The organism is Streptomyces sp. NBC_00285 (assembly GCF_036174265.1).
Classification (GTDB): Bacteria; Actinomycetota; Actinomycetes; order Streptomycetales; family Streptomycetaceae; genus Streptomyces.
Window position 1 is genome coordinate 8306283 of sequence record NZ_CP108055.1, and the last position, 20972, is coordinate 8327254.

The window sequence follows — 20972 nt, forward strand, 5'->3', positions numbered from 1 at the left end:
TTTTGTCTTATTGGGCTATTCGATGTACTTGGTAAGTCGGGCCGGGCTCTCCACCGGTTCCGGGGACCGGGGTGGTGTTACGGCCTCGCGACACCGTCGGGCCGCGCCTGCGACGACCGTTTCCAGCGGGCCACGTCCGACGTGCCGCCACGAGAGGGCGAATAGGAGCGCTCCGGTGCTCATGACGGCGTAGAGGAGCTCGGGGGAGCCGGAAAGCGCGCCGGTGGCGAGAAGGAGCACGTGGGCGGTGTAGAGGGTCAGCGGCATGCTGCCCGCCGCCGCGAGCGGTGTGAGCACCCGCGTGAGAGGGGCGCTCCTGGTCAGCAGCAGGGCGCCGCCGAGGATCGCCGCAGCCGAGCCCAGGGTGAGGAGCATGTCGAACGGCGTGGTGGTGTGCGGCGCGCGGGAGAGCAGCGCCCACCAGGTCGCGCCGTCGGGGCTGTCCCACAGCGCCTCGGCGCGGGAGGCGCCCGGGAACTCCGCGCTCCACAGGTGTCGTAGCCCGTCGAACCGGAACAGGACCAGGGAGGACACCAGCCAGACACCGGCAAACAGGGCGAGGCCGCCCCCGAGCAGTCGGGGCGCGACCCTTCGTGACGTCAGGTCCAGTCGGCCGAGGGCGAGTCCGGCGCACAGATAGGCGGTCCAGGCGAGCACCGGGTAGGCGCCGTGCACGAGCAGGTCGGACACCAGTCCGAGCGGATCGGTGACCACGTCCTGGAGGGTCGGATCGCCGTCGAAGGCGGGCTCCGGCAGCACACCCCGCAGCGCGTGGACGGCGAACGGCGCCCCCACGGCCAGGAACAGCGAGAGACAGGCCAGGAACCGGGGGCCGAGGCCCAGCAGCGGGATCGCGATGAGGAACAAGAGGGCGTAGAACACCAGGATCACGTCGACGTCCAGGTCCGCGGCGCGCGAGGCGTAGCCGAGCAGCAGCCCGATCAGTGCGATGACGCCGGCCCGCACCGCCACCGCGACGGTCGCGGGCCGTCCGGTCGCCGGCCACCGGCCGCCCGTCGTGAAGGCCAGCCCGATCCCGGCCGTCACGGCGAACGTCGCCGAGGAACGGCCGCCCGCGAACATCCAGGCGTACGTGGGCGATCCCGTCGCGTCGAATGCGCCGAACACATGAACGGAGAACATGCCGAGCAGGGCGAGGCCCCGCGCCACATCGACCCCCACGATTCGCGGCACGGCATGCTTCGGTGCATACGGAACAGGCATGAGAATTCTCCAGAGAGGTGTACGAAGGAATACCGCGCGTTGTTCACCGCGCAGCGGAGAATCATGATGCAGAACCCCCGTGCTTCCGGTGTGCCGGAAGAAAGAGAAGTGCCGTGAGACACTGAATGAAATAAGAGGAGAAGCGGTTCGTGATGTGCCTGGAGTGACCACGTGGCGGGGGCGAGGTGGCCGTTAGGGGCCTTGGTCAGGGCCCTGAGTATGCAATCCGAATTGTTTCGAGGCGCTCATGAACGGGTCAAGCACGTTTCGATCAATGGCGCTTTCTCGCTCGTCGGCCGCGCGTTGCCGTTATGGCCCGTCCGGTCCGTTCGGCGGTGTCACCGGGGAAATCGCCCGGACGGTGGTGCATATGTCGTCGGGCGTTCCGTTTTTCGGGGACTCGAATTTCAGCCATCGGGTTCATGACAGAAAAGGGGTTCGATTTCCTTGAGGATTTCCGCGGAGTTGCCCGGCGTTTTCCGCGGTATGACGGAACCGAACGCGAGGGAGCGTTCTCCGCACGGGTGTGCCCGGACCGGGACCGGGGGATGAGTGCACGCTCCCACGGCGGATACCTTTAGGTCGTGCAGTCAGCAAGCGAATCCACTCAGCAGACCTCCGGGCGGCTCCACCGGGCGCGTGCCCTCTACCGGAACGTCTCGAAGCGCAGGACCGCCTGGCTGCTCGTCAAGGACACCGTCAACTCGTGCATCGAGTACCGCATCCTGGGTCTCGCCGCGGAGGCCGCGTTCTTCTCGCTGCTGTCCGTGCCGCCGCTGCTGCTCAGCCTCATCGGACTGCTCGGCTACGTCGACGACTGGACCGGCACCGACAGCATCAGCAGCCTGGAGGCCAACCTCCTGGACGCCGCGCGCACGGTCCTCTCCGACAAGGGTGTACGGGAGATCGCGCAGCCGATCCTCACCGACGTGATGAAGGGCGGCCGTCCCGACGTCATCTCCGTCGGCTTCCTGTTCGCCCTGTGGTCCGGTTCGCGCGCGGTCAACGTCTTCATCGACACCATCACCGTCATGTACGGCCTCGACGGGGTCCGCGGCATCGTCAAGACCCGGCTCGTCGCGTTCGCGCTGTTCGTCGCGGCGCTGCTGATCGGCTCGATCGCGCTGCCGTTGATGGTGGCGGGGCCGGACGCGGTGGTGCGGATCGTGCCGTGGTCGGCGACGGTCGTGCAGGTCCTGTACTGGCCCGTGGTGATCATCCTGTCCGTCGCCTTCCTGACGACGCTGTACCACGTGTCGGTGCCGGTGCGCTCACCGTGGATCGAGGACGTCCCCGGCGCCCTGGTGGCGTTGGCCATGTGGGTGCTGGGAAGCTTTCTGCTGCGCATCTACCTCCAGAGCACCATCGAGGGCGCGACGATCTACGGCTCGCTGGCCGCGGCGGTGGCGGTGCTGCTGTGGATCGGGGTCTCGGCCTTCGCGGTGCTGGTGGGCGCCGCGATGAACGCCGCGATCGACCGCGTGTGGCCGGCGGCGTCCACGGCGGCGGCACGTGCGGCCAACGAGCGGTTGCGGGAGGCGCAGGTCGCGGAGTACGTGGCCCGGGCGGCCACCGTCCACGACACGGACCCCGATCCCGACGACCCGGACATGCCCTCGGAGTTCCCGGAACGCTGGTCCCGCTTCCTTCCTCCGGAGGACGTGACCTCCCGCTTCCGGACCCACGCGAGGACGACCCACCCCCCGCGGAAGCCGGAGGGCTCCTGAGGGGCAGGTCGTCGGCCGCGCGCCGACGGGGCCGGCCACAGCCCCGGGGTCAGCCCTTCCAGGTCCCCGCGGCCGCCGCATCCCTCGCGAAGTCGCCGAAGTCCCGCGGCTCCCGGCCCAGCACCTCCCGTACGCCGTCCGACAGATACGCGTTACGGCCGTCCAGCAACTGCTCGAACGCCTCGACCAGCGCGCCGGCCGCCGCCTCCGGCACCCCGAACCCCGCAAGGCGCTCCCCGTACGCCCGCGCCGACACCGACCGGTACGTCAGCTCACGCCCCGTCGCCTCCGCGATCTCCGCGACCGCCTCGCCGAACGTCAGCAGCCGCGGCCCCGAGACGGCGAGCGTCTGTCCGGCATACCGGTCGCCCGATGTCAGCGCGGCCACCACCACGTCCCCGATGTCCCGCACATCCACGAACGGCTCCCGCACCTCACCCGCCGGGAACACCAGCTCCCCGCTCAGCCGCAACTCCTCCACCAGCGGCCCCTCGCTGAAGTTCTGCGCGAACCAGGCGGCCCGTACGACCGTCCAGTCCGCCCCCGACGCGTGCAGCGCCTCCTCCGCGTCCCGCGCCCGGTCCTGCCCCCGCGACGACAGCAGCACCAGCCGCCGTACGCCGGCCCCCACCGCCTCCCGCGCGACCGCCCCGACCGCCTCGGCGACGCCGGGGGCACCGATGTCCGAGGGGTACACCAGATAGGCCGCGTCCGCGCCCCGCAGCACCCGCGCCCACGTCGACCGGTCCTGCCAGTCGAACCCCTGCGCCCGCGAAGCCGCCCGAACCGTCAGCCCCGCCGCCGTCGCGGACTGCGCCACCCGGCTCCCCGTACGACCCGAGGCGCCGGTCACCACCACCGTCATGTTCGCCGTGTCCTGTGTCATGCCGTCGAGTCAACTGCCGTTCCGGGCAAGGGGCCATCGCTGAACGGCTCATTCCCATGCGCGCGCGTCTACGCTGGCCGCATGGACGCTCTGGCAGGTCTGCTGGAAGGGCCCCGGGCGCGTGGCGCCTTCATGATCCGTGCGTGTTTCGACCCGCCGTGGGCGGTGCGGGTGGAGGACCGGGCGCCGTTGACCGTGATGCTGCTGGTCCGCGGCGGCGCCTGGATCCTGTCCGACACCGGCGAGCGGATCCGGCTGCGCCCCGGCGACCTCGCCATCGCCCGCGGCCCCGCCCCCTACACCTGCGCCGACGCCCCCGGTACCGCCCCGCAGGCGCTGATCCTGCCCGGCGCTCAGTGCCGCTACCCCGACGGCCGGGTCCTGAACGGCTCGATGGACCTCGGCGTGCGCACCTGGGGCGACCGCCTCGACGGCGAGACGGTCGTCCTCATCGGGACGTACCTGATGGAGGGCGAGATCAGCAACCGGCTGCTGGACGCCCTGCCGCCGCTGCTGTCGCTGACCACCGACGTGTGGGAGTGCCCGCTCACCCCGCTCCTCATGGAGGAGATCGTGCGCGACGAGCCGGGACAGGAGGTCGTCCTGGACCGGCTGCTCGACCTGCTCGTGATCGCCGCGCTCAGGGCCTGGTTCTCACGGCCCGAGGCGGAGCCGCCCGCGTGGTACGCGGCGCTGGCGGATCCCGTCGTGGGTCGGGTGCTGCGGCTGGTGCAGGACGATCCCGCCCACCCCTGGACGGTGGCCTCCCTCGCCGCCAAGGCGGGAGTGTCACGCGCGGCGCTGGCCCGGCGGTTCAGCGAGCTGGTGGGGGAGCCCGTGATGACGTATCTGACCGGGTGGCGGCTGGCGTTGGCGGCGGACCGGCTGCGGGAGGGCTCCGCGACACTCGACGCGATCGCCCGGCAGGTGGGTTACGGCAGCGCGTTCGCCCTGTCCAGCGCGTTCAAGCGGGTCTACGGGGTCAGTCCGCAGGAGCATCGACTGCGGGGTGAGCGGGAGCTGAGCGCGCCGTAGCCTGGGCCTGTGTACACAGAGCGGGCGTCTCGGCTCACGGGTGCCGCCGTCTGGACCGGTGACGGCGCCGGACGGGTGCTGCCCGACGGGTGCATGGACCTGCTCTGGAACGAAGGACGCCTCCTCGTCGCCGGGCCCGACACCCGCGCCTACGTCGCCGGGGGCGCCTCGGACACCTGGACGGGCCTGCGCTTTCCTCCCGGTTCCGCGCCCGCCTTCCTCGGGGTGCCCGCACACGAACTGCGCGATCTCCGGGTGGAGTTGGCCGATCTCTGGCCGTCTTGTGAGGTACGGCGGCTGCGGGGCCGTATCGCCGGCTCCCCGGACCCGGGTACGGCCCTCGAAGAGATCGCACTGGAGCGCGCCGCCCCGCCCGACCCCCTTCTGCGTGCCCTCGTCGCTTCCCTCGACGCGGGGCGCCCCGTCGCCGTGACCGCCGACGAACTCGGGCTCGGCGCACGCCGGTTGCACCGCCGTTCACTCGTGGCCTTCGGGTACGGGCCGAAGACGCTGGCCCGGATCCTGCGGTTGCAGCGGGCTCTGGCGCTGGCTCGGACCGGTGTGCCGTTCGCGGCGACGGCCGCGCGGAGCGGGTACGCGGACCAGGCCCATCTCGCGCGGGACGTAAGGGAGTTGGCCGGTCTGCCGCTCGGGCGACTACTCGCCGCCCGGTAGCGGGGCGTAGAGGTCGACGCCGTTGCCGTCGGGGTCGTGCAGCGAGGCGTACCGCTGGCCCCAGTCGGCGTTCCACGGCTTGAGTTCACCGTGGAACCCCTCGGCCACCAGCTCCTCGTACACGGCGTCGACCTCGGCGGGGTCGGCGCAGCGCAGCGCGAGTCCGGTGCGGCTGCCGCCGGTCGGGGCCCGCCAGCCCGGGTGGAAGGAGCGCACGGTCTCCTCGGTGTCGAGCATCAACCGCACACCGCCCGCGAGTTCGGCCTCCGCGTGCGGCTGCGTCTCGGCCCCCTCGGCGAAGGGGAACCCGAGCCGCCGGTAGAAGGCGACGGAGGCGGCCATGTCGGAGGCGATGAGGCCGATGGCATCGAATCGTGGAGTCATGACGTCACCGTACGCAGGGGCGCCACGTCCGGTCTTGAAGGAATCGGACACGTCAGCCGAAGGTCACCGGTCCCCGGGGCGTGTCCACCGTGAACGAGAGACCCACCGGGCCGTCGGTGAGGAGGAGCCCGGTGTCGAGGGCGGCCAGCAGCGGGCGGATCTCGGCAGGGAAAGGGGCGGTCGCTCTCAACGAGAGGAGAGGAGTCGTCGGCAGGTCCGAGGCCGTCGGGTGGGGAGAGGCGCCCCAGTCGATGAGGAAGGGCACCAGACCGGACGGGTGCTGGTTGTCGCCGTCCGTCAGGCGCCACTTGAGCAGGGTGCCGTCGGGTCTGCGGCGGCTCATCGGACGCGGGGCGCCCGGGTCGTAGCCGCGGGTGCGGGCGGTGGCGACCGCCGCGTCCAGGTCGGGCGGGCTGATCGCCCAGGTCACCGTGCGGGCGGTGGTCAGCGTGTCGACGTCGAAGGGGCGCGGGCCCGTCGGCTCCGGCTGCTCCGGGTCCGGGCCGATGATCTCCAGATAGGCGCCGCCACCCAGCGAGACCAGGTGGTTGCGGGTACCGAGACCGACGTGCACACCGCCGGGGGCGGGTGGCACACCGGTGCGCCGGGTGAAGTCGGCGACCGTCTCCGCCAGGAGGGGAGTCGCCAGGACGAGATGGTCGAGGCGTGCGGGAATCGCGTTCACCGCGCCGAGGCTACGCACATCGGACCGCCCGAAGGAACACCCGTACGGCGACGCGGCGTCATAAGCGTCACGGCGCGGCAGACGGCCGCGAATCCGTTCGCCCCGGGCTCACGCCCACCAAGGTGCTCCGGTCGGCCGCCGCCCCCGCCGCCCCCGTCGACGACGTCCGCGTGGCCGTGGGTCAGCCGCGGGGCACGGCCGTGCTCGCGCGTTCCACCAAACGCGTCGACAGTTCCGTCCGGGTGCTCTCCGGGCGATCGCCCTCCATCATGCGGACCAGAAGACGCAGGGCCATGGCCGCCATCTCCGACAACGGCTGGCGGACTGTGGTGAGGGCCGGGGTCGTCCAGCGGGCCTCGGGGAGGTCGTCGAAGCCCACGACACTCATGTCGTCCGGGACGCGCAGCCCCCGTTCGGCCAGTGCCTCGTACACCCCCAGGGCCATGTGGTCCGAGCAGACGAAGACCGCGGTGGGCGGTTCGGGCAGGTCGAGGAGTTCCAGGGTGCGGCGGTGGGCGGCGCTCTCGTCGAAGCCGGCGTGCCGGACGTACTCGGGGCGTTGCCGTATCCCCGCCGCCGCGAGCGCGGAACGGTAGCCCGCCACCCGCGCCCCGCTGCACATCCTGCGCTGGTGACCGGCGACGACCGCGATGCGCTCATGGCCCAGCGCAAGCAGGTGCTCGGTCGCCGTCACCCCGCCCTGCCAGTTCGCCGCGCCCACCGAGACCACGCCCGGCGGTGGCTCCAGGACCGGGTCGATCAGGACGTACGGGATGCGGTGCTGGTTCAGCCAGCTGTACTGCGACGACGTCAGCTCGGCCAGGTTGAACAGCACCCCGGCGGAGCCGCGCGCGGTGAGTTTGTCCATCCAGCCGCGGTCGGGCCGGCCCGTCCGGGTGCGGTTCAGCCCGGCCGAGACCACCACCTCGAGACCCGCGTCGTGGGCGGCCGCCTCGACCCCGTGCAGCACCGCGCCCGACCAGGAGGTCTCCAGCGAGTGCACGACCAGGTCGACCAGCCCCGACGCCTTCACCGCGTCGAACCTCGGTCTGCGGACGTAACCGAGCCGGTCCAGTGCCTCGGTGACCCGGCGGCGGGTCTCGGGGGCCACGTCCTCCCGCCCGTTGACCACCTTGGAGGCGGTCGGCACCGACACGCCTGCCTCCCGGGCGACGACCGCCAGCGTGGGACCGGACGCCACGCTCGCACTCCCCGTGCGGACCATCGGGAACCACCTCTCCGGCCCGCCCGTGGGCCATGAAAGTTTCGACCAGCGCGGAAACAGTAAGCGCTTCCTACCCTAGGTTCGCCCGGGAAAGTCGGGAAGAGGTCGGGCTTCGCAGGTCTTCGCGATGGCACGGTTCTCGAAACCCCGAACGTCATCCGCAGGTGAGCCGGAACCCCCCGAAGTCGGCGGTGAAGGCCGCGTCGACCAGATCCACCGTATGGATTCCGGCCATCGCACCCGTGAACCTCAACTTCGAGCCGTGGTCGTCGGACAGCCGCCGCTTCATGAAGGCCGCCCAGTACGTCGCGAAGTACAACCTCGGCCAGGACGTCCCTTTCACCACCCCGTGGTCTCCGCCGACTCCCGCGGCCAGGTCCGCCCCGTCTGGGCGATGCTCCACTTCCACTACAACCGGCGCCTGGGCCTCGACGACAAGTACATCTCGCAGATGTACTACGACCTGGTCGCCCCCGAGGGCGGCGGCGGTGACTACGGCACCACCAGCGGCGGCTTCGACCAGCTGGGCTTCGGCACCCTGATGTACGCCAAATAGCCCTCAACCGTGCTCGTGCACCGGAATACCGGCGGCGACTGTGGTGCTCTGGTCATACCGGTGCACGAGCACGGCGAAGGGCTGGTGGGCGGATGACGGCAGACCAGGCGAACCCCGTGGCCAGGACGTGGGACGGGGATCCCGTGACGCGGACTCCCCACGGGGCGGTGCGCGGCCGGTACGAACGGGGCGTGGCCGTGTTCCGCGGCATCCCGTACGCGGCACCCCCCTTCGGTCCCCGCCGCTTTCGGCCACCGGAGCCCCCCGAGCCCTGGGACGGTGTGCGCGACGCGGCCGCCTTCGGGCCCACGGCGCCGAAACCGCCGTACTCCGACGCCTTCGCGCAATACCTGTCCGACCCGGTCGTCCCGGGCGACGACTGCCTCAACCTCAACGTGTGGACACCGGAACCCGGGCCCGGCGCCCGCCTCCCGGTCCTGGTGTGGGTCCACGGCGGCGCCCTGACCCGGGGATCGTCCGCGGTACCCGTGTACGACGGGCATGCCTTCGCCCGCGACGGCGTCGTCTTCGTCTCGGTCAACTACCGCCTCGGCGTCGAGGGCTTCGGCCTCTTCCCGGACACCCCCGCCAACCCCGGCCTGCGCGACCAGCTCGCCGCCCTGCGCTGGGTCCACGAGTCGATCGAGGCCTTCGGCGGCGACCCCGGCCGCGTCACCGTGGCGGGACAGTCGGCCGGCGCGATCAGCATCGGCGCCCTGCTCGCCGCCCCACAGACCCGCGGCCTGTTCAGGCGCGCGGTCCTGCAGAGCGGTCCGCCCGAGGCGAGCGACCGCGACAAGGTACGGCGGATGGTGCGCCGTATGGCCACCCGGCTGAAGGTCCCCGCCACCGCCGCGGCCTTCGCCGACGTCGACCGCGAGCTGCTGCTGCGCACCCAGGCCGAGGTGGGCAGGCTGAGCAGCCCGGTCCTCGGAGGCCCCGCCTTCGGGATCGTGGTCGACGGCGACCTCGTACCCCGCGACCCCCTGGAGGCGCTGGTCTCGGGGGAGGCGGGCAGGGACGTCGACCTCATGCTGGGCTGGACCAGCGACGAGTACCGCCTCTGGCTCGTCCCCGGCGGGCTCCTGGAGCGCGTCGACCGGCTCGGACCGGTCGCCCTGGCCGGCGCCATGGCCCGCTGCCACTGCGGCGTGGAGGTGGTGCGCGGCTACCGCGTCCTGCACCCCGAGGCCGGCACCGCCGATCTGGTCGGCCAGATGGTCACCGACCACCTGCTGCGCATCCCCCTGCACCGCCTGGCCGAGGCCCGCCCGGGCACGTCGTACGTCTACGAGTTCGCCTGGCCCTCCAACCTCCCGGACCTCGGCGCCTGCCACGCCCTCGAACTGGGTTTCGTCTTCGACACCGGCGCCACCCCGGAGTCGGCCAAGCTCGCGGGCGAGGGCGCCCCCACCGAACTCGGCGAGGCCATGCACGGCGCGTGGGTGCGCTTCGCGACCGACGGCGACCCGGGCTGGCAGCCCTGGGACGCCACCCACCCGGTCCAGGTCTTCGGCAAGGGCGACCCCTACCTCGCGTCCGGCCCTCGGGACGGCGATTTCGCGGTGTGGACGGCCGATACGACGACACCGGAGACGGCCCCCGTGTCGGAACCGGCGGAGGGCTGGCCCGCCCGGACCGCGGAACTGCGGTCGGTGGTACGGCGGCTGCGGCGCTCGGGGCTGGCCCGACGGCACTGAGGGAGGACGCCGGGCCCTTCCGTCTCAGGTGCCGGTCGCCGCGACCGAGTCCCGGACCACCACATGGGTGCCCAGCAGCAGGTGCTCGGCGGGATCCTCCGCCCTACGGCCGAGCGCGGTGCGTACGGCGAGGCGGCCCAGTTCCTCGTAGGGGACGTGGACCGTCGTGAGCGCAGGGTGGAGGTCGCGGGCGAAGGGGATGTCGTCGTAGCCGGCCAGGGAGACGTCCCCCGGCACGTCGAGACCGGCCTCGTGAAGGGCGGTCAGGGCGGGCAACACGCGTGGAAACCGGTTTCCGGAGCGGAGGCCGGCAGTGGGGGCGCGGAACCGGTAGGGCTATGCGGCGGCCAACGTCCGCGAGATCCCCGAGATCGCCCCCGGCCCCACCCGGCAGCACCCCCCGATCAGCCGCGCCCCGGCCTGCTGCCAGCCGCGTACCTGCTCCGGAGCGAAGGACGAGCTGCCCTCCCACGCGCGTGCCTGCGCGTTCCACGACTCGCCGCTGTTGGGGTACACGACGACCGGCTTGCCGGTCACCCGGGCGGCGGTCCCGATCGCGGGGGTCACGTCCTCGGGGACGCAGCAGTTGACGCCGACCGCGACGACCTCGTCCACGTCGGCGGCCAGGGCGAAGGCCTCCTCCAGCGGCTGGCCGGCCCGGGTGCGGTCGCCGGCGACGGAGTAGGAGAGCCAGGCGGGAACGCCGAGGCCGCGGATCGCCCGCAGGAGCGCCTCGGCCTCGTCGCTGTCCGGGATCGTCTCCAGTGCCAGGACGTCGGGCCCGGCGGCGGCCAGCACCTCCAGGCGCGGCCGGTGGAAGGCCTCCAGTTCGGCCACGCTCAGCCCGTACCGGCCCCGGTACTCCGAGCCGTCCGCGAGCATCGCGCCGTACGGCCCCACCGAGGCCGCCACGTACAGCGGCCGCCGAACCCCCTTCGCCGCCGCCTGCCGCGTGGCGTCCCGCGCCGACTCGACGCTGAGGGCGAGCAGTTCGGCCGCCCTCTCCCGTCCGATCCCGCGCTTGGCGAACCCCTCGAAGGTGGCCTGGTAGCTGGACGTGATCGCCACGTCCGCGCCCGCCTCGTAGTACGCGAGATGGGCCTCGGCGATCGCCTCGGGCCGTTCCGCGAGCAGCCGCGCCGACCACAGCTCGTCGCTCAGGTCGTGCCCGGCGGACTCCAGCTGGTTGGACATGCCGCCGTCGAGGACGACCGGGCCGGCCGCGAGGGCGTCGGCGAAGGGGACGGAACGGGTGGCGGGGGTTTCCGGGATGTCGCTGGTCATGCCTCGACGCTAGTCGACGGACCCGGAGCCGTCCCGGTCCGTCCGGTGTGTGAACATCCTGTCCAGCATGCGGGACCGCCCGGTCAGCGGTGCGCGGCGTGCCGGCCGCCCCCGCGCCGCTTGCCGAGCATTCTGGCCGTCGGCGGGAACACCAGGCCGCCCAGCAGCCCGAGGGCCAGCACATACGGCCACCAGCCCAGCCCCTCGGTCGCCGCGGCCGTCGTGCCGGGCGCTGCCGCCGCCGTCCGCGGCGACGTGTCGGCGCCTGCGGGGGCCGAGTCGCTCGCGGTGACTGCGGTCAGCACGACGTCGTTGCCGTCGCCTCCCCGGTAGGTGATCCGGTAGTTCGTGTCCGAAAGCCTGAGCCGTGTGCCCTCCGCCAGGCCCTTGAAGGCCCCAGTGGTCTTCGCGGTGCCCTTGTTGTCCAGGACGGTGATGCTGCGGGCGGGGTCGGTGCCGGCTGCCGCGAGGTCGAGGTCACCGGCCAGCGTGACCGGGCCCGTCACCTTCAACGGGCCGTCCGCCAGAACCAGTTCGCCCTTCGCGTGCTGTGTGTAGCCACCGGAGACGGTGAGTCCGCCCACGACCAGGCCGTCGTTGGTGACCGCGCCCTTCACGGTGCCCCTGCCGGACAGCGCGGACCGCACCCGCAGGCCGGTCGTGCCCGCGTCCAGCCGTGAGGTCGTCGAGGTGAGCCGGATTCCCTTGCTGTGGGCGAGAGTTGCTCCTGCGCGCAGGGCGAGTGTGCCCTTCTTGACGGTGGTCGTCCCCGTGTAGGTGATCGCGTTTCCGGTCAGTGTCGTCGTGGCCCTGCCCGCCTGGGTGAGGGAGCCGCTGCCGCTGATCCGGGGCAGGGTCAGGGCCTTGGCCGTGTTGGCGAGCACGAGGGAGCCGTCGTTCACGACCTGGTAGCGGCCGCCCCCGGTGTAGAGCCCGCCGTCGCCGCCGGGCCTGCCGCTGCCGAGCCGGAGCACGGCACCCTTCTCGACGGTCGTGGAGCCGTCGTAGTACTGGACGGCCGCGAACGTGACGTCGTTGCCCTTCGTGCCCTTGACGACGATGTCACCCGCGCCGGGCGCGGACAGGGTGTCGTGGAAGCGGCCGCCTCCGATCGGGGCGCCCAGGGTCACGGGACCGTCGTAGTCGAAGGTGAGCTTCGAGCGCTCGCGGGCCGCCAGCAGGTTGATGTAGACCGTCTTCGCGGTGCCCGGCATGAAGATCCTGGCGGTCGTCCCGTCGCCCCACTGGACGTCGGCGCCCTTGATGTTGGTGCCGCGCTTGTTGATGTTCTTGGCGGCCGGCGTCCAGTTCAGGGCGGGGTCGCTGAGCGAGGGGTCGGTGTCACCGCCCTGGTTCGACCAGCTGTACTGGCCCGTGAGGATCACCTTGCCGCCCGGCCGGGACTGGACGTTGATGTCACTGCCGTACTCGCGCTGGTAGAAGTCCATCCGCATGGTGACGGTCCTGCCCAGCGGGGTGTCCACGGTCCAGGTGCCCTGGTTGAGCACCTTGCGGACGCCCGGCAGCGAGGTCGCGAACTCGGGGCGTCCGGCGTTGGCCTGGGTGCCGTTGTCGATGACGCCGGAGAACGGGCCGGAGGTCAGGTCCCAGGTGCCCCACAGGAAGCGCGGCTGGGTGATCAGGCCGGAGCCGCTGACCGTGCCCAGGTTGTATGCGCTTTTCAGGGAGAGCCGCAGGGTGCCGTCGACCCGGATGTTGTCCTGGTTCAGGCCGAACGCCGGGGTGGCGTAGGGGAAGTGGCCGATCAGCCCGGACGTCCCGCCGTCGCCGTACTGGAGGGTCGCCCCGCGCTCGACGGTGACCGCGGGCGGGTCGGCGGCGGTCGTGGTGACGTAGGGATGGTTGCCGCCCAGGATCCGTACGGACTGCCGCTGCCGTGCCTTCGGGAGGCTGAAGTCGCTGTTCCTGGTGAGGACCAGCGTCCCGCTGCCGCGCACGGTGAGCGTGCCTTCTCCGCGGAACACCCCGTCGTAGGTGGTGGTCCCCGCAGGCACCGTGACGACCGTGTCGCCGGTCAGCGTCACGTCCCGGTCGGCGAGCACGTCGGCGGTGGCGTCCCGGGATCCGGCGGCCGCGGCCGGGGGAGCGGAGACCATGAGGGCGGCTGCCGCCAGGGCGCCGGCGGCCGCTGCTGTTCTGTGGAAATGGGTGTGCACAGGATCGGAGACGGGCGGGAGCGGAGGCGATAACAGAAATCCGGCGACGGGCACCCAAATAGAAAGCGCCTTCTTCCGATCGCGTCCGACCCGTTGACCTCCTGGTTCCCCAGCCTTACCTTTCGGCTGTTCGCATTAACAACAGATGTTCTCAATACCGAACATCACTCTCAGGACACCCCCACCCGAGAGGCAGTCCGCATGAGCCGCGCCACCGAAGTCCCCAACCGAAGACTGCTGCTGAAGGGCGCCCTGGCCGCGGGCGCCCTGGCCGCCACCCCCTCGACCGCCGAGGCGGCGACCCCCACGGCCGCCGAAGCCGCCCCCTGCCCGAAGAAGGCCGCGCCCTTCGTGAATCCGCTGGTCCGCAACCGGGCCGACCCGTACATCCACCGTCACTCCGACGGCTTCTACTACTTCACGGCCACCGCCCCCGAGTACGACCGCATCGTCCTGCGCCGCTCCCGCACCCTGAACGGCCTCGCGAGCGCCGACGAGTCCGTCATCTGGACCAAGCACCCGACCGGTGCCATGGGCGCCCACATCTGGGCGCCGGAGATCCACCGCATCGGCGGCAAGTGGTACGTCTACTTCGCCTCCGCGCCCGCCGAGAGCGTGTGGGACATCCGCATCTGGGTCCTGGAGAACGCCAACCCCAACCCCTTCAAGGGAACCTGGGTGGAGAAGGGCCAGGTCAAAACCGCCTGGGAGACCTTCTCCCTGGACGCCACCACCTTCACCCACCGGGGCAGCCGCTACCTCGCCTGGGCCCAGCACGAGCCCGGCCTGGACAACAACACCGGCATCTTCCTGTCGAGGATGGCGAACCCGTGGACCCTGGCGGGTCCTCAGATCAGGCTCTCCACCCCGGAGTTCGACTGGGAGTGCATCGGCTACAAGGTCAACGAGGGCCCCTCGGTCATCGCCCGCAACGGCCGCCTGTTCCTGTCCTACTCGGCCAGCGCCACCGACTGGCACTACTGCATGGGCCTGCTCACGGCCGACGCGAACGCCGACCTGATGAACCCGGCGAGCTGGTCCAAGTCCCCGGTCCCGGTCTTCACCAGCAACGACACCACCAAGCAGTACGGCCCCGGCCACAACTGCTTCACCGTCGCCGAGGACGGCCGCAGTGACGTCCTCGTCTACCACGCCCGCCCGTACAAGGACATCGTCGGCGACCCGCTGAACGACCCCAACCGCCACACCCGCGTCCAGAAGCTCGGCTGGCACGCGGACGGCACCCCGGACTTCGGCATACCGGTGGCGGACACCGCCACGGACACGGAGGTTGCGTCATGAGACGTGCTTACGCGGTACTGCTTGCCCTCTGCCTGGCCCTGGCCGGCGCCCTGGTGACCGCGGGACCGGCCCAGGCCGCGCCGCTGACCGTCCCCAACGGCGTCCAGTTCACGGACACCTCGGGCAACGCCCTGCACGCCCACGGTGGCGGGGTCATCAAGGTCGGGTCGTACTACTACTGGTTCGGCGAGGACCGCAACGCCGACAACACCTTCAAGTACGTGGACGCCTACCGCTCCACCGACCTGAAGAACTGGGAGTTCAGGAACCACGTCCTGACCCAGTCGTCCGCCGCCGAGCTGGGCACCGCCTACATCGAGCGGCCCAAGGTCGTCTACAACGCCTCCACCGGCAAGTTCGTGATGTGGATGCACAAGGAGAACGGCACCGACTACAGCGAGGCCCGCGCGGCCGTCGCCGTGTCGTCCACGGTCGACGGGAGCTACACCTACCAGGGCAGCTTCCGCCCGCTGGGCGACAACATGTCCCGCGACATCACGACGTTCGTCGACACCGACGGCACCGGCTACATGGTCTCGGCCGCCAACGAGAACTACGACCTGCACATCTACAAGCTCACCGCGGACTACACGGGCATCGCCAGTCTGGTCGCCAACCCGTGGGTCGGCGGACACCGCGAGGCCCCGGCCCTGTTCAAGCGGGGCGGCGTCTACTTCATGCTGACGTCGGGCGCCACCGGCTGGAGCGCCAACCAGCAGCAGTACGCCACCGCCACCTCCCTGGCCGGCCCGTGGACGTCGATGGCGAACGTCGGCGACTCCACGACCTACAACTCGCAGACCGCGTACGTCCTTCCCGTGCAGGGGACTTCGGGCACCTCGTACCTGTACATGGGTGATCGCTGGGGCAACTCCTTCGGCGGGACCGTCAACGACTCCCGTTACGTGTGGCTGCCGCTGACCTTCCCGACCTCCACCACGATGTCCATGTCCTGGTACCCCCAGATCACGATCGACGCGGCCGCCGGCACGATCGGCGGCACGAGCGCCACGTACAACACGCTGGTCTCCCGCAACAGCGGCAAGTGCGCGGACGTGGCCAGCCAGTCGCTGTGGCAGGGGATCGCGATCAGCCAGTACACCTGCAACAGCGGCGGCAACCAGAAGTGGTGGTTCAAGGACCTCGGCACCGGCTACTACCAGCTCGTCGGCCGCGGCAGCTCCCTGTGCCTCCAGGAGAACTCGACCAACGTCACCCAGGAGAACTGCGGCAGCGCGACCAGCCAGCAGTGGAGCCTGACCGCCTCCGGCAGCTACTGGCTGGTCAAGGCCCGCGCCAGCGGTGAGTGCCTCGACGTGAACGGCGCGTCCACCGCCAACTCCGCCGCGATCATCACGTACACGTGCAGCGGGGCGACCAACCAGCAGTGGACGCGCGGAACCTGACGTCAGGTCAGGCCAGCAGGTCGATCGCGTCGATCGACGTACCGGCGCTGAGGAAGGACGTCGACCCCGAACCGCTCGCCACGTAGATCTTCAGCGTGTTGTAGGCGCTGGTGTCCGTCAGCCAGGCGGACGCCGGCACGCTGTAGGTGAACGTGTTGTTGTTGCCCCGGTACGAGCCCACGGTCAGCGACCGGGTGCTCGGCTGGGTGGGCGGGGAGGGGACGGCGGAGCTCCAGGTGTCGTTGACGACGACCTGCGGGCGGCCGTTGGCGTAGGCCGTCGTCACGCCGATGCGCAGAGTGTGCGCGGCGGCGGCCTGGGCGGCCGTCAGCTTGAAGTAGACGATGATCCCGCTGTTGACGTCCTTCCACAGGTAGCAGGGGAAGCCCGAGGTCTCGGTGCCGCTGCCGATGACGACGTTGCCGGTCCAGGAGGCGGCTCGGACGTCGGAGGGATGGGCGTACGTCATCAGGTCGGCGTTCTTGAAGCCGCTGGGCGAGCCGTTCCAGTCGTTGATGCGCCAGATCGCGCCCGCGTTGCTCGGATCGTTCGAGGACGGGATCGCGATGGAGTTGAGGGTGGTCGTGCCGCCCGCGCTGACGCTCACCGAGCTGGTGTAGACGGCGAGTTCACCCTTGAAGACGGTCAGCGTGTACGTCCCCGGCAGCACACCCCCGATGGAGAAGTAGCCGTCCGAGGACCGCGCCGAACCCCAGTACTGGGCGGCGGAGTTGGCGAGCCCGACCGTGTAGGCGTACGACGTGTTCCGCCCGGTGATGCCGACGCCGGCGACCTTGCCCCGGCCGCTCGCGGGGACGTAGCCCGAGATGCCGAGCGAGTCCGCCCACGCGGTGGTGAGGTTCCCGGGGGACAGCGCGGAGGAGGGGGCGCCGCCGTCGGTGAAGGCGATGACGTAGGGGCCCTGGAGGCCGAAGCGCTGGGCCTCCGTCTGGTTCTCGCCGTAGTACAGGATCTCGTACAGGCCGCCGCCGTCAGCGCTCTGGTGGCGCAGCAGGGAGCGGTAGAACGGGCCGCCGGAGGCCTTCTCGTGGTTGGAGCGCACGATGTACAGGCCGACGCTGCCGGTGGTCCAGCCGACGTGGTCGTAGTCGATGACCCGGGCCTTCGCGTAGTGCTTGGAGCGGGTCTGGCCGTCGGACTTCGCGAAGACGTCGGCGGCTTCGATGGTGGTGGGTGCGTAAGTGTACGAGTCGGGCTCGTCGTTGAGGAACTTGCCCGCGTTGACGCGCAGGATGTAGCGGGTCGCCGAGACCGAGTCGTCGGCCTTGTTGGTCCACAGGTAGACGTTGTTCTCGCCGCTGCGGGCCGCGTAGTAGTGCTTCAGCGTGCCGTACGCGACCGAGATCAGGATCGTCGTACCGGACTGCTTGATGCTCACCGTGGACGTGCCGAGGCCGGACTCGATGTGAGAGTTCTTGCCGCCGTAGCCCTGGTACTGCGTGCCCTTGTAGACCAACGAGGTCAGGTCGCCGTTGGTCTTGCTGACCTTGAAGACGAGGCTTGCGCCGGTGTCGACGACGTAGTTCGAGCCGTCGTCGGACCAGCCGAAGGTCGCGGCGGACGCGCTCTCGGCGAGCGGCCCGGCGAGGGCGGCGGTGCCGGCGGCGGCCGCGGTGCCGAGGACGAAGGTGCGGCGTCCGACCGCTCTGTGCACGGCTGATTCGGACATGGGGGTGCCTCCTCCGGAGAGGTGTGGGGGTGGTGCGGGTGCTTTGGAGAGTGACAGTTGAATCGATTTCGCGAAAGGGCTTTCGCTTGCTGGAGGTTGGCAATCTTGTGAAATCGGTCCAAGGTCTAGAAAGCGCTTGCCGGAGGCGGTACGGTCCGGCGCCAGGTGTTGTCCCCCTGACGGAGGAACCGCGAATGAGACGTTTCAACCTCGCCGTACTGGCGGCGGTGGCACTGGCCTCGGGCCTGACGGCCGTCCCGGCCCAGGCGCACACCGGACGTCCGCCGGGCCTTGAGAACTGCACCGCCGCCGGCTGTCACTTCGACGTGCCGCCCGGGACGTACGACGTGAAGCTCCTCCTCGGCGGCGACGCCGCGTCGAGCACGAGCGTCAGCGGTGAGACCCGGCGCTCACTGCTGCCCGAGACCGCTGTCGCCGCCGGCGAACGGACCGCCCGCAGCTTCACCGTGAACGTCCGGACCCCGGAGGGCGAACCGACCGGCCCCGACGGCACACCGGGCCTGGACCTGGTGCTCGGTGGCACGGCCCCCGCGCTCGCCCGCATCGAGGTCACCCCGGCCCGGCACACCCGCCGGATCTTCCTGGTCGGCGACTCCACGGTCTGCGACCAGCCCGGCGACCCCTACTCCGGCTGGGGCCAACAACTGCCCCAGTACCTGCGCAAGGGCGTGTCCGTCGCCAACTACGCCGACTCCGGCGAGAGCACGGTGACGTATCTGTCGGACACCCGGCTGTGGGGCACCGTCCAGCCGCTGATCCGGCCCGGCGACCTCGTCCTGGTCCAGCTCGCCCACAACGACAAGACCACGGACGAGGCGACGTACCGGGCGAATCTGGAGACACTGGTCGCGGGTGTGAGGGAGAAAGGTGGGAACCCTGTCCTCGTGACGCCCATCGTGCGACGCTGGTTCAACTCCGACGGCACGCTGAACAACAACACCGCGTTGCTGGTCAACGGCCTCGGGGTGGACCACCCCGCGGTGATCCGCTCGGTCGCCGCCACGGAGGGCGTCCCGCTGATCGACCTGACGGCGAAGACGAAGGCACTGGTGGAGTCGCTGGGAGTGGAGGGCTCGAAGGCGATCTACCTGTACAACGAGAAAAAGGACAACACCCACACGTCCGTGCACGGCGCCACCGTGTACGCGGGCCTGGTGCGCGACGCTCTCGTCGCACAGCATCTGGTGCCGAAGGGCGTTGCGAGGGTGGGATAGATGTCTGGGGCGTCCCGACCGGAACCGGGGCGCCCCAGGCTTTGTATGTGTACGGCACGACCCGGAAAGAGAGCCCATGGACCTGCCCGCGGACGATCGCGTCCTCAGCCCGCGCACCGGATTCACGCGCGCCCACTGGGAGGCCGCGGCCGACGCCCTGCTGGCCGCGGTGGAGCCCTACGCCACCGAGGACCGGGCCCTCTACCACTTCCCCGGCGACCGCCAGAGCTGGGCAGGCCGCCTCTCCGACGGCCTGGAGGGCTACGCCCGTACGCTCCTGCTGGCGGCCTTCCGCCGGGACGAGACCGCGCTCCAGCGCTACGCCGACGGACTCGCCGCCGGGGTCTCGGGCGCCTGGCCCCGCATCGAGGACCGCAGCCAGCCGCTGGTCGAGGCCGCGTCGATCGCCCTTGCACTGCGCCTGACCCGGGAGTTGCTCTGGGACCGCCTGGACGACGGCGTCCGCCAACGCGCCGCGGCCTGGCTCGGCGACGCCCTGACCGCCGAGGCCTGGCCCTGCAACTGGGAGCTGTTCCCCGTCACGGTCGGCGGCTTCCTCCAGGAGATCGGCTACGAACCTGAGGCGTCCGGCAAGGCGATCGACCGCGGCCTGGAGCGGATCGAGCAGTGGTACGTCGGCGACGGCTGGTACACCGACGGCGACGGCCGCAAGTTCGACTACTACAACGGCTGGGCCATGCACCTCTACCCGGTGCTGCACGCCTGGCTGGCGGAGGACTCACGGCTCCTGGACCTCTACGGTGGCCGCCTCTCCCGTCATCTCGACGACTACGCCCGCCTGTTCGGCGCCGACGGCGCTCCCATGCACCAGGGCCGCTCACTGACGTACCGCTTCGCGACGACCGTCCCGCTGTGGCTGGGCGCGCTGACCGGACACACCCCGCTGCCTCCGGGCGAGACGCGCCGGCTGGCCTCGGGAGCGCTGAAGTACTTCCTGGACCGGGGCGCGGTGGACTCCCGCGGCCTGCTCACCCTCGGCTGGCACGGCCCCGACCCGGCGCTTCTGCAGGCCTATTCGGGACCGGCCTCCCCGTACTGGGCGAGCAAGGCCTTCCTCGCCCTGCTCCTCCCGGCCGACCACGAGGTGTGGACGGCAGTGGAGGAGCCGGGCCCGTCGGAGCGCTCCGACGCGCTCACCCCGATCGCCGCCCCCAACTGGCTGCTGCAGTCGACCAGTTCCGACGGCCTGGTCCGCCTCCACAACCACGGCAGCGAGGACGTCCGTTACGACCCGTACTACACCCGCCTCGCGTACTCGACGGTGACCGAGCCCTCGACGTCGTACGACAACAGCGTGATCGTGGGCGCCGATCCGAGCCGTACGGACATCGAGCCGTTGGGGGTCGGCGACGGGTGGGCCGCCTCGCGGCACACGGCGGCCGGGGGCGCGCGGGTCTGCAGTGTCGTGCTCGCGCGGGGGGCCGTGGAGGTGCGCGTGTTCCTCGTGTCCGGGGCCGAACCCGGCACGCAGGTGCGGGTGACCGGCTGGGCGGCGCGGGACGGCGTCCGGGCCGAACTGCTGCCCGCCGTGGGCCTGGACGAGACGCTGACCGGCGTCACCGGCGTGGAGCCGACGCTCTTCGTGGCGCTGGGGCGGCTGACCGGGGAGCCGGAACCGGTTCCGCTGGCGGACGCCGTGAGTGTTCGGGCCGCCAACACAGGTGAGCTGACGGTCAGTTGGGGCGACGGGACCAAGACTCGGGTGCGGCTGGACGGCTCCGGAGTCGACATCGCTGGGGAGGACTGACCCGCCTCGGGCA

At 71.1% G+C, this 20972-nt stretch carries 17 protein-coding genes and 2 pseudogenes; 9 read left to right on the forward strand and 10 right to left on the reverse strand.

The genetic code is table 11. From position 1 onward, the window contains the following. Nucleotides 1-15 precede the first annotated feature (15 nt). On the reverse strand, nucleotides 16-1224 hold the full coding sequence (locus tag OHT57_RS38110) for a heparan-alpha-glucosaminide N-acetyltransferase domain-containing protein (RefSeq protein ID WP_328751335.1): 1209 nt from the start codon (nucleotides 1222-1224) through the stop codon (nucleotides 16-18). 584 nt (nucleotides 1225-1808) lie between these two features. On the opposite strand from OHT57_RS38110, the gene OHT57_RS38115 reads away from it, so the two are divergent. Continuing rightward, the gene (locus OHT57_RS38115; RefSeq protein WP_328751336.1) at nucleotides 1809-2951 is read left to right on the forward strand and encodes a YihY/virulence factor BrkB family protein; all 1143 of its coding nucleotides are present in this window, start codon (nucleotides 1809-1811) and stop codon (nucleotides 2949-2951) included. 49 nt (nucleotides 2952-3000) lie between these two features. Here the strand turns inward: OHT57_RS38115 and OHT57_RS38120 are convergent, their stop codons facing one another. After that, a complete protein-coding gene (locus OHT57_RS38120; protein ID WP_328751337.1) occupies nucleotides 3001-3837 on the reverse strand; it encodes an NmrA family NAD(P)-binding protein in 837 nt (278 codons plus the stop codon). An 81-nt stretch (nucleotides 3838-3918) separates the two neighbouring features. Between OHT57_RS38120 and OHT57_RS38125 the strand changes: the two genes are divergently transcribed. Further along, a complete protein-coding gene (locus tag OHT57_RS38125; RefSeq protein WP_328751338.1) occupies nucleotides 3919-4872 on the forward strand; it encodes an AraC family transcriptional regulator in 954 nt (317 codons plus the stop codon). A 9-nt stretch (nucleotides 4873-4881) separates the two neighbouring features. Next, nucleotides 4882-5547, forward strand: a complete 666-nt coding sequence (locus OHT57_RS38130) for a helix-turn-helix domain-containing protein (protein ID WP_328751339.1) — start codon at nucleotides 4882-4884, stop codon at nucleotides 5545-5547. Here OHT57_RS38130 and OHT57_RS38135 read toward each other — a convergent pair. The 4 genes from OHT57_RS38135 to OHT57_RS38150 form a co-directional block, all read right to left on the reverse strand. Then, nucleotides 5530-5931, reverse strand: a complete 402-nt coding sequence (locus OHT57_RS38135) for a VOC family protein (RefSeq protein WP_328751340.1) — start codon at nucleotides 5929-5931, stop codon at nucleotides 5530-5532. The two genes, OHT57_RS38130 and OHT57_RS38135, sit on opposite strands and share 18 nt — an antisense overlap. Nucleotides 5932-5983: 52 nt before the next feature. Beyond that, nucleotides 5984-6616 carry a VOC family protein gene (locus tag OHT57_RS38140; RefSeq protein WP_328751341.1) on the reverse strand — a complete coding sequence of 211 codons (633 nt, stop codon included), beginning with the start codon at nucleotides 6614-6616 and terminating at the stop codon, nucleotides 5984-5986. 181 nt (nucleotides 6617-6797) lie between these two features. Further along, on the reverse strand, nucleotides 6798-7841 hold the full coding sequence (locus OHT57_RS38145) for a LacI family DNA-binding transcriptional regulator (protein WP_328751343.1): 1044 nt from the start codon (nucleotides 7839-7841) through the stop codon (nucleotides 6798-6800). A 154-nt stretch (nucleotides 7842-7995) separates the two neighbouring features. Then, nucleotides 7996-8187, reverse strand: coding sequence for a hypothetical protein (locus tag OHT57_RS38150; RefSeq protein ID WP_328753546.1), 192 nt, complete (start codon nucleotides 8185-8187; stop codon nucleotides 7996-7998). Between OHT57_RS38150 and OHT57_RS38155 the strand changes: the two are divergent. Together OHT57_RS38155 and OHT57_RS38160 are read left to right on the forward strand one after the other, a co-directional pair. Continuing rightward, nucleotides 8105-8397 (forward strand): annotated as a pseudogene (locus OHT57_RS38155) (alginate lyase family protein); the annotation flags it as partial. The gene OHT57_RS38150 and the pseudogene OHT57_RS38155 sit on opposite strands and share 83 nt — an antisense overlap. 92 nt (nucleotides 8398-8489) lie before the next feature. Next, nucleotides 8490-10097: a carboxylesterase/lipase family protein gene (locus tag OHT57_RS38160; RefSeq protein WP_328751344.1), complete on the forward strand. Its 1608-nt coding sequence runs from the start codon at nucleotides 8490-8492 to the stop codon at nucleotides 10095-10097. 24 nt (nucleotides 10098-10121) lie between these two features. On the opposite strand, the pseudogene OHT57_RS38165 reads toward OHT57_RS38160, so the two are convergent. The 3 genes and pseudogenes from OHT57_RS38165 to OHT57_RS38175 form a co-directional block, all read right to left on the reverse strand. Next, nucleotides 10122-10367 (reverse strand): annotated as a pseudogene (locus OHT57_RS38165) (substrate-binding domain-containing protein); the annotation flags it as partial. Nucleotides 10368-10433: 66 nt separating this feature from the next. Further along, nucleotides 10434-11381, reverse strand: coding sequence for a homocysteine S-methyltransferase (gene mmuM / locus OHT57_RS38170; RefSeq protein WP_328751345.1), 948 nt, complete (start codon nucleotides 11379-11381; stop codon nucleotides 10434-10436). Nucleotides 11382-11464: 83 nt separating this feature from the next. Then, nucleotides 11465-13498 (reverse strand): autotransporter, encoded by a 2034-nt coding sequence (locus OHT57_RS38175; RefSeq protein WP_443053642.1) that lies wholly within the window; start codon nucleotides 13496-13498, stop codon nucleotides 11465-11467. Between the two features lie 261 nt (nucleotides 13499-13759). Between OHT57_RS38175 and OHT57_RS38180 the strand changes: the two genes are divergently transcribed. Further along, nucleotides 13760-14860: a glycoside hydrolase family 43 protein gene (locus OHT57_RS38180; RefSeq protein ID WP_328751348.1), complete on the forward strand. Its 1101-nt coding sequence runs from the start codon at nucleotides 13760-13762 to the stop codon at nucleotides 14858-14860. Then, entirely contained in the window at nucleotides 14857-16266 is a 1410-nt protein-coding gene (locus tag OHT57_RS38185; protein WP_328751349.1) for an RICIN domain-containing protein, read from the forward strand. The genes OHT57_RS38180 and OHT57_RS38185 overlap by 4 nt, the downstream gene beginning before the upstream one ends. Nucleotides 16267-16273: 7 nt before the next feature. On the opposite strand, the gene OHT57_RS38190 is transcribed toward OHT57_RS38185, so the two are convergent. Beyond that, nucleotides 16274-17956 carry a rhamnogalacturonan lyase B N-terminal domain-containing protein gene (locus tag OHT57_RS38190; protein WP_328751350.1) on the reverse strand — a complete coding sequence of 561 codons (1683 nt, stop codon included), beginning with the start codon at nucleotides 17954-17956 and terminating at the stop codon, nucleotides 16274-16276. A gap of 194 nt (nucleotides 17957-18150) precedes the next feature. Here OHT57_RS38190 and OHT57_RS38195 point away from each other — a divergent pair, with 194 nt between their 5' ends. Both OHT57_RS38195 and OHT57_RS38200 read left to right on the forward strand, forming a co-directional pair. Continuing rightward, a complete protein-coding gene (locus OHT57_RS38195) occupies nucleotides 18151-19191 on the forward strand; it encodes a rhamnogalacturonan acetylesterase (protein WP_328751351.1) in 1041 nt (346 codons plus the stop codon). Between the two features lie 76 nt (nucleotides 19192-19267). Then, complete coding sequence (locus tag OHT57_RS38200; protein WP_328751352.1) at nucleotides 19268-20959, forward strand: DUF2264 domain-containing protein; 1692 nt, start codon at nucleotides 19268-19270, stop codon at nucleotides 20957-20959. Nucleotides 20960-20972: the final 13 nt, after the last annotated feature.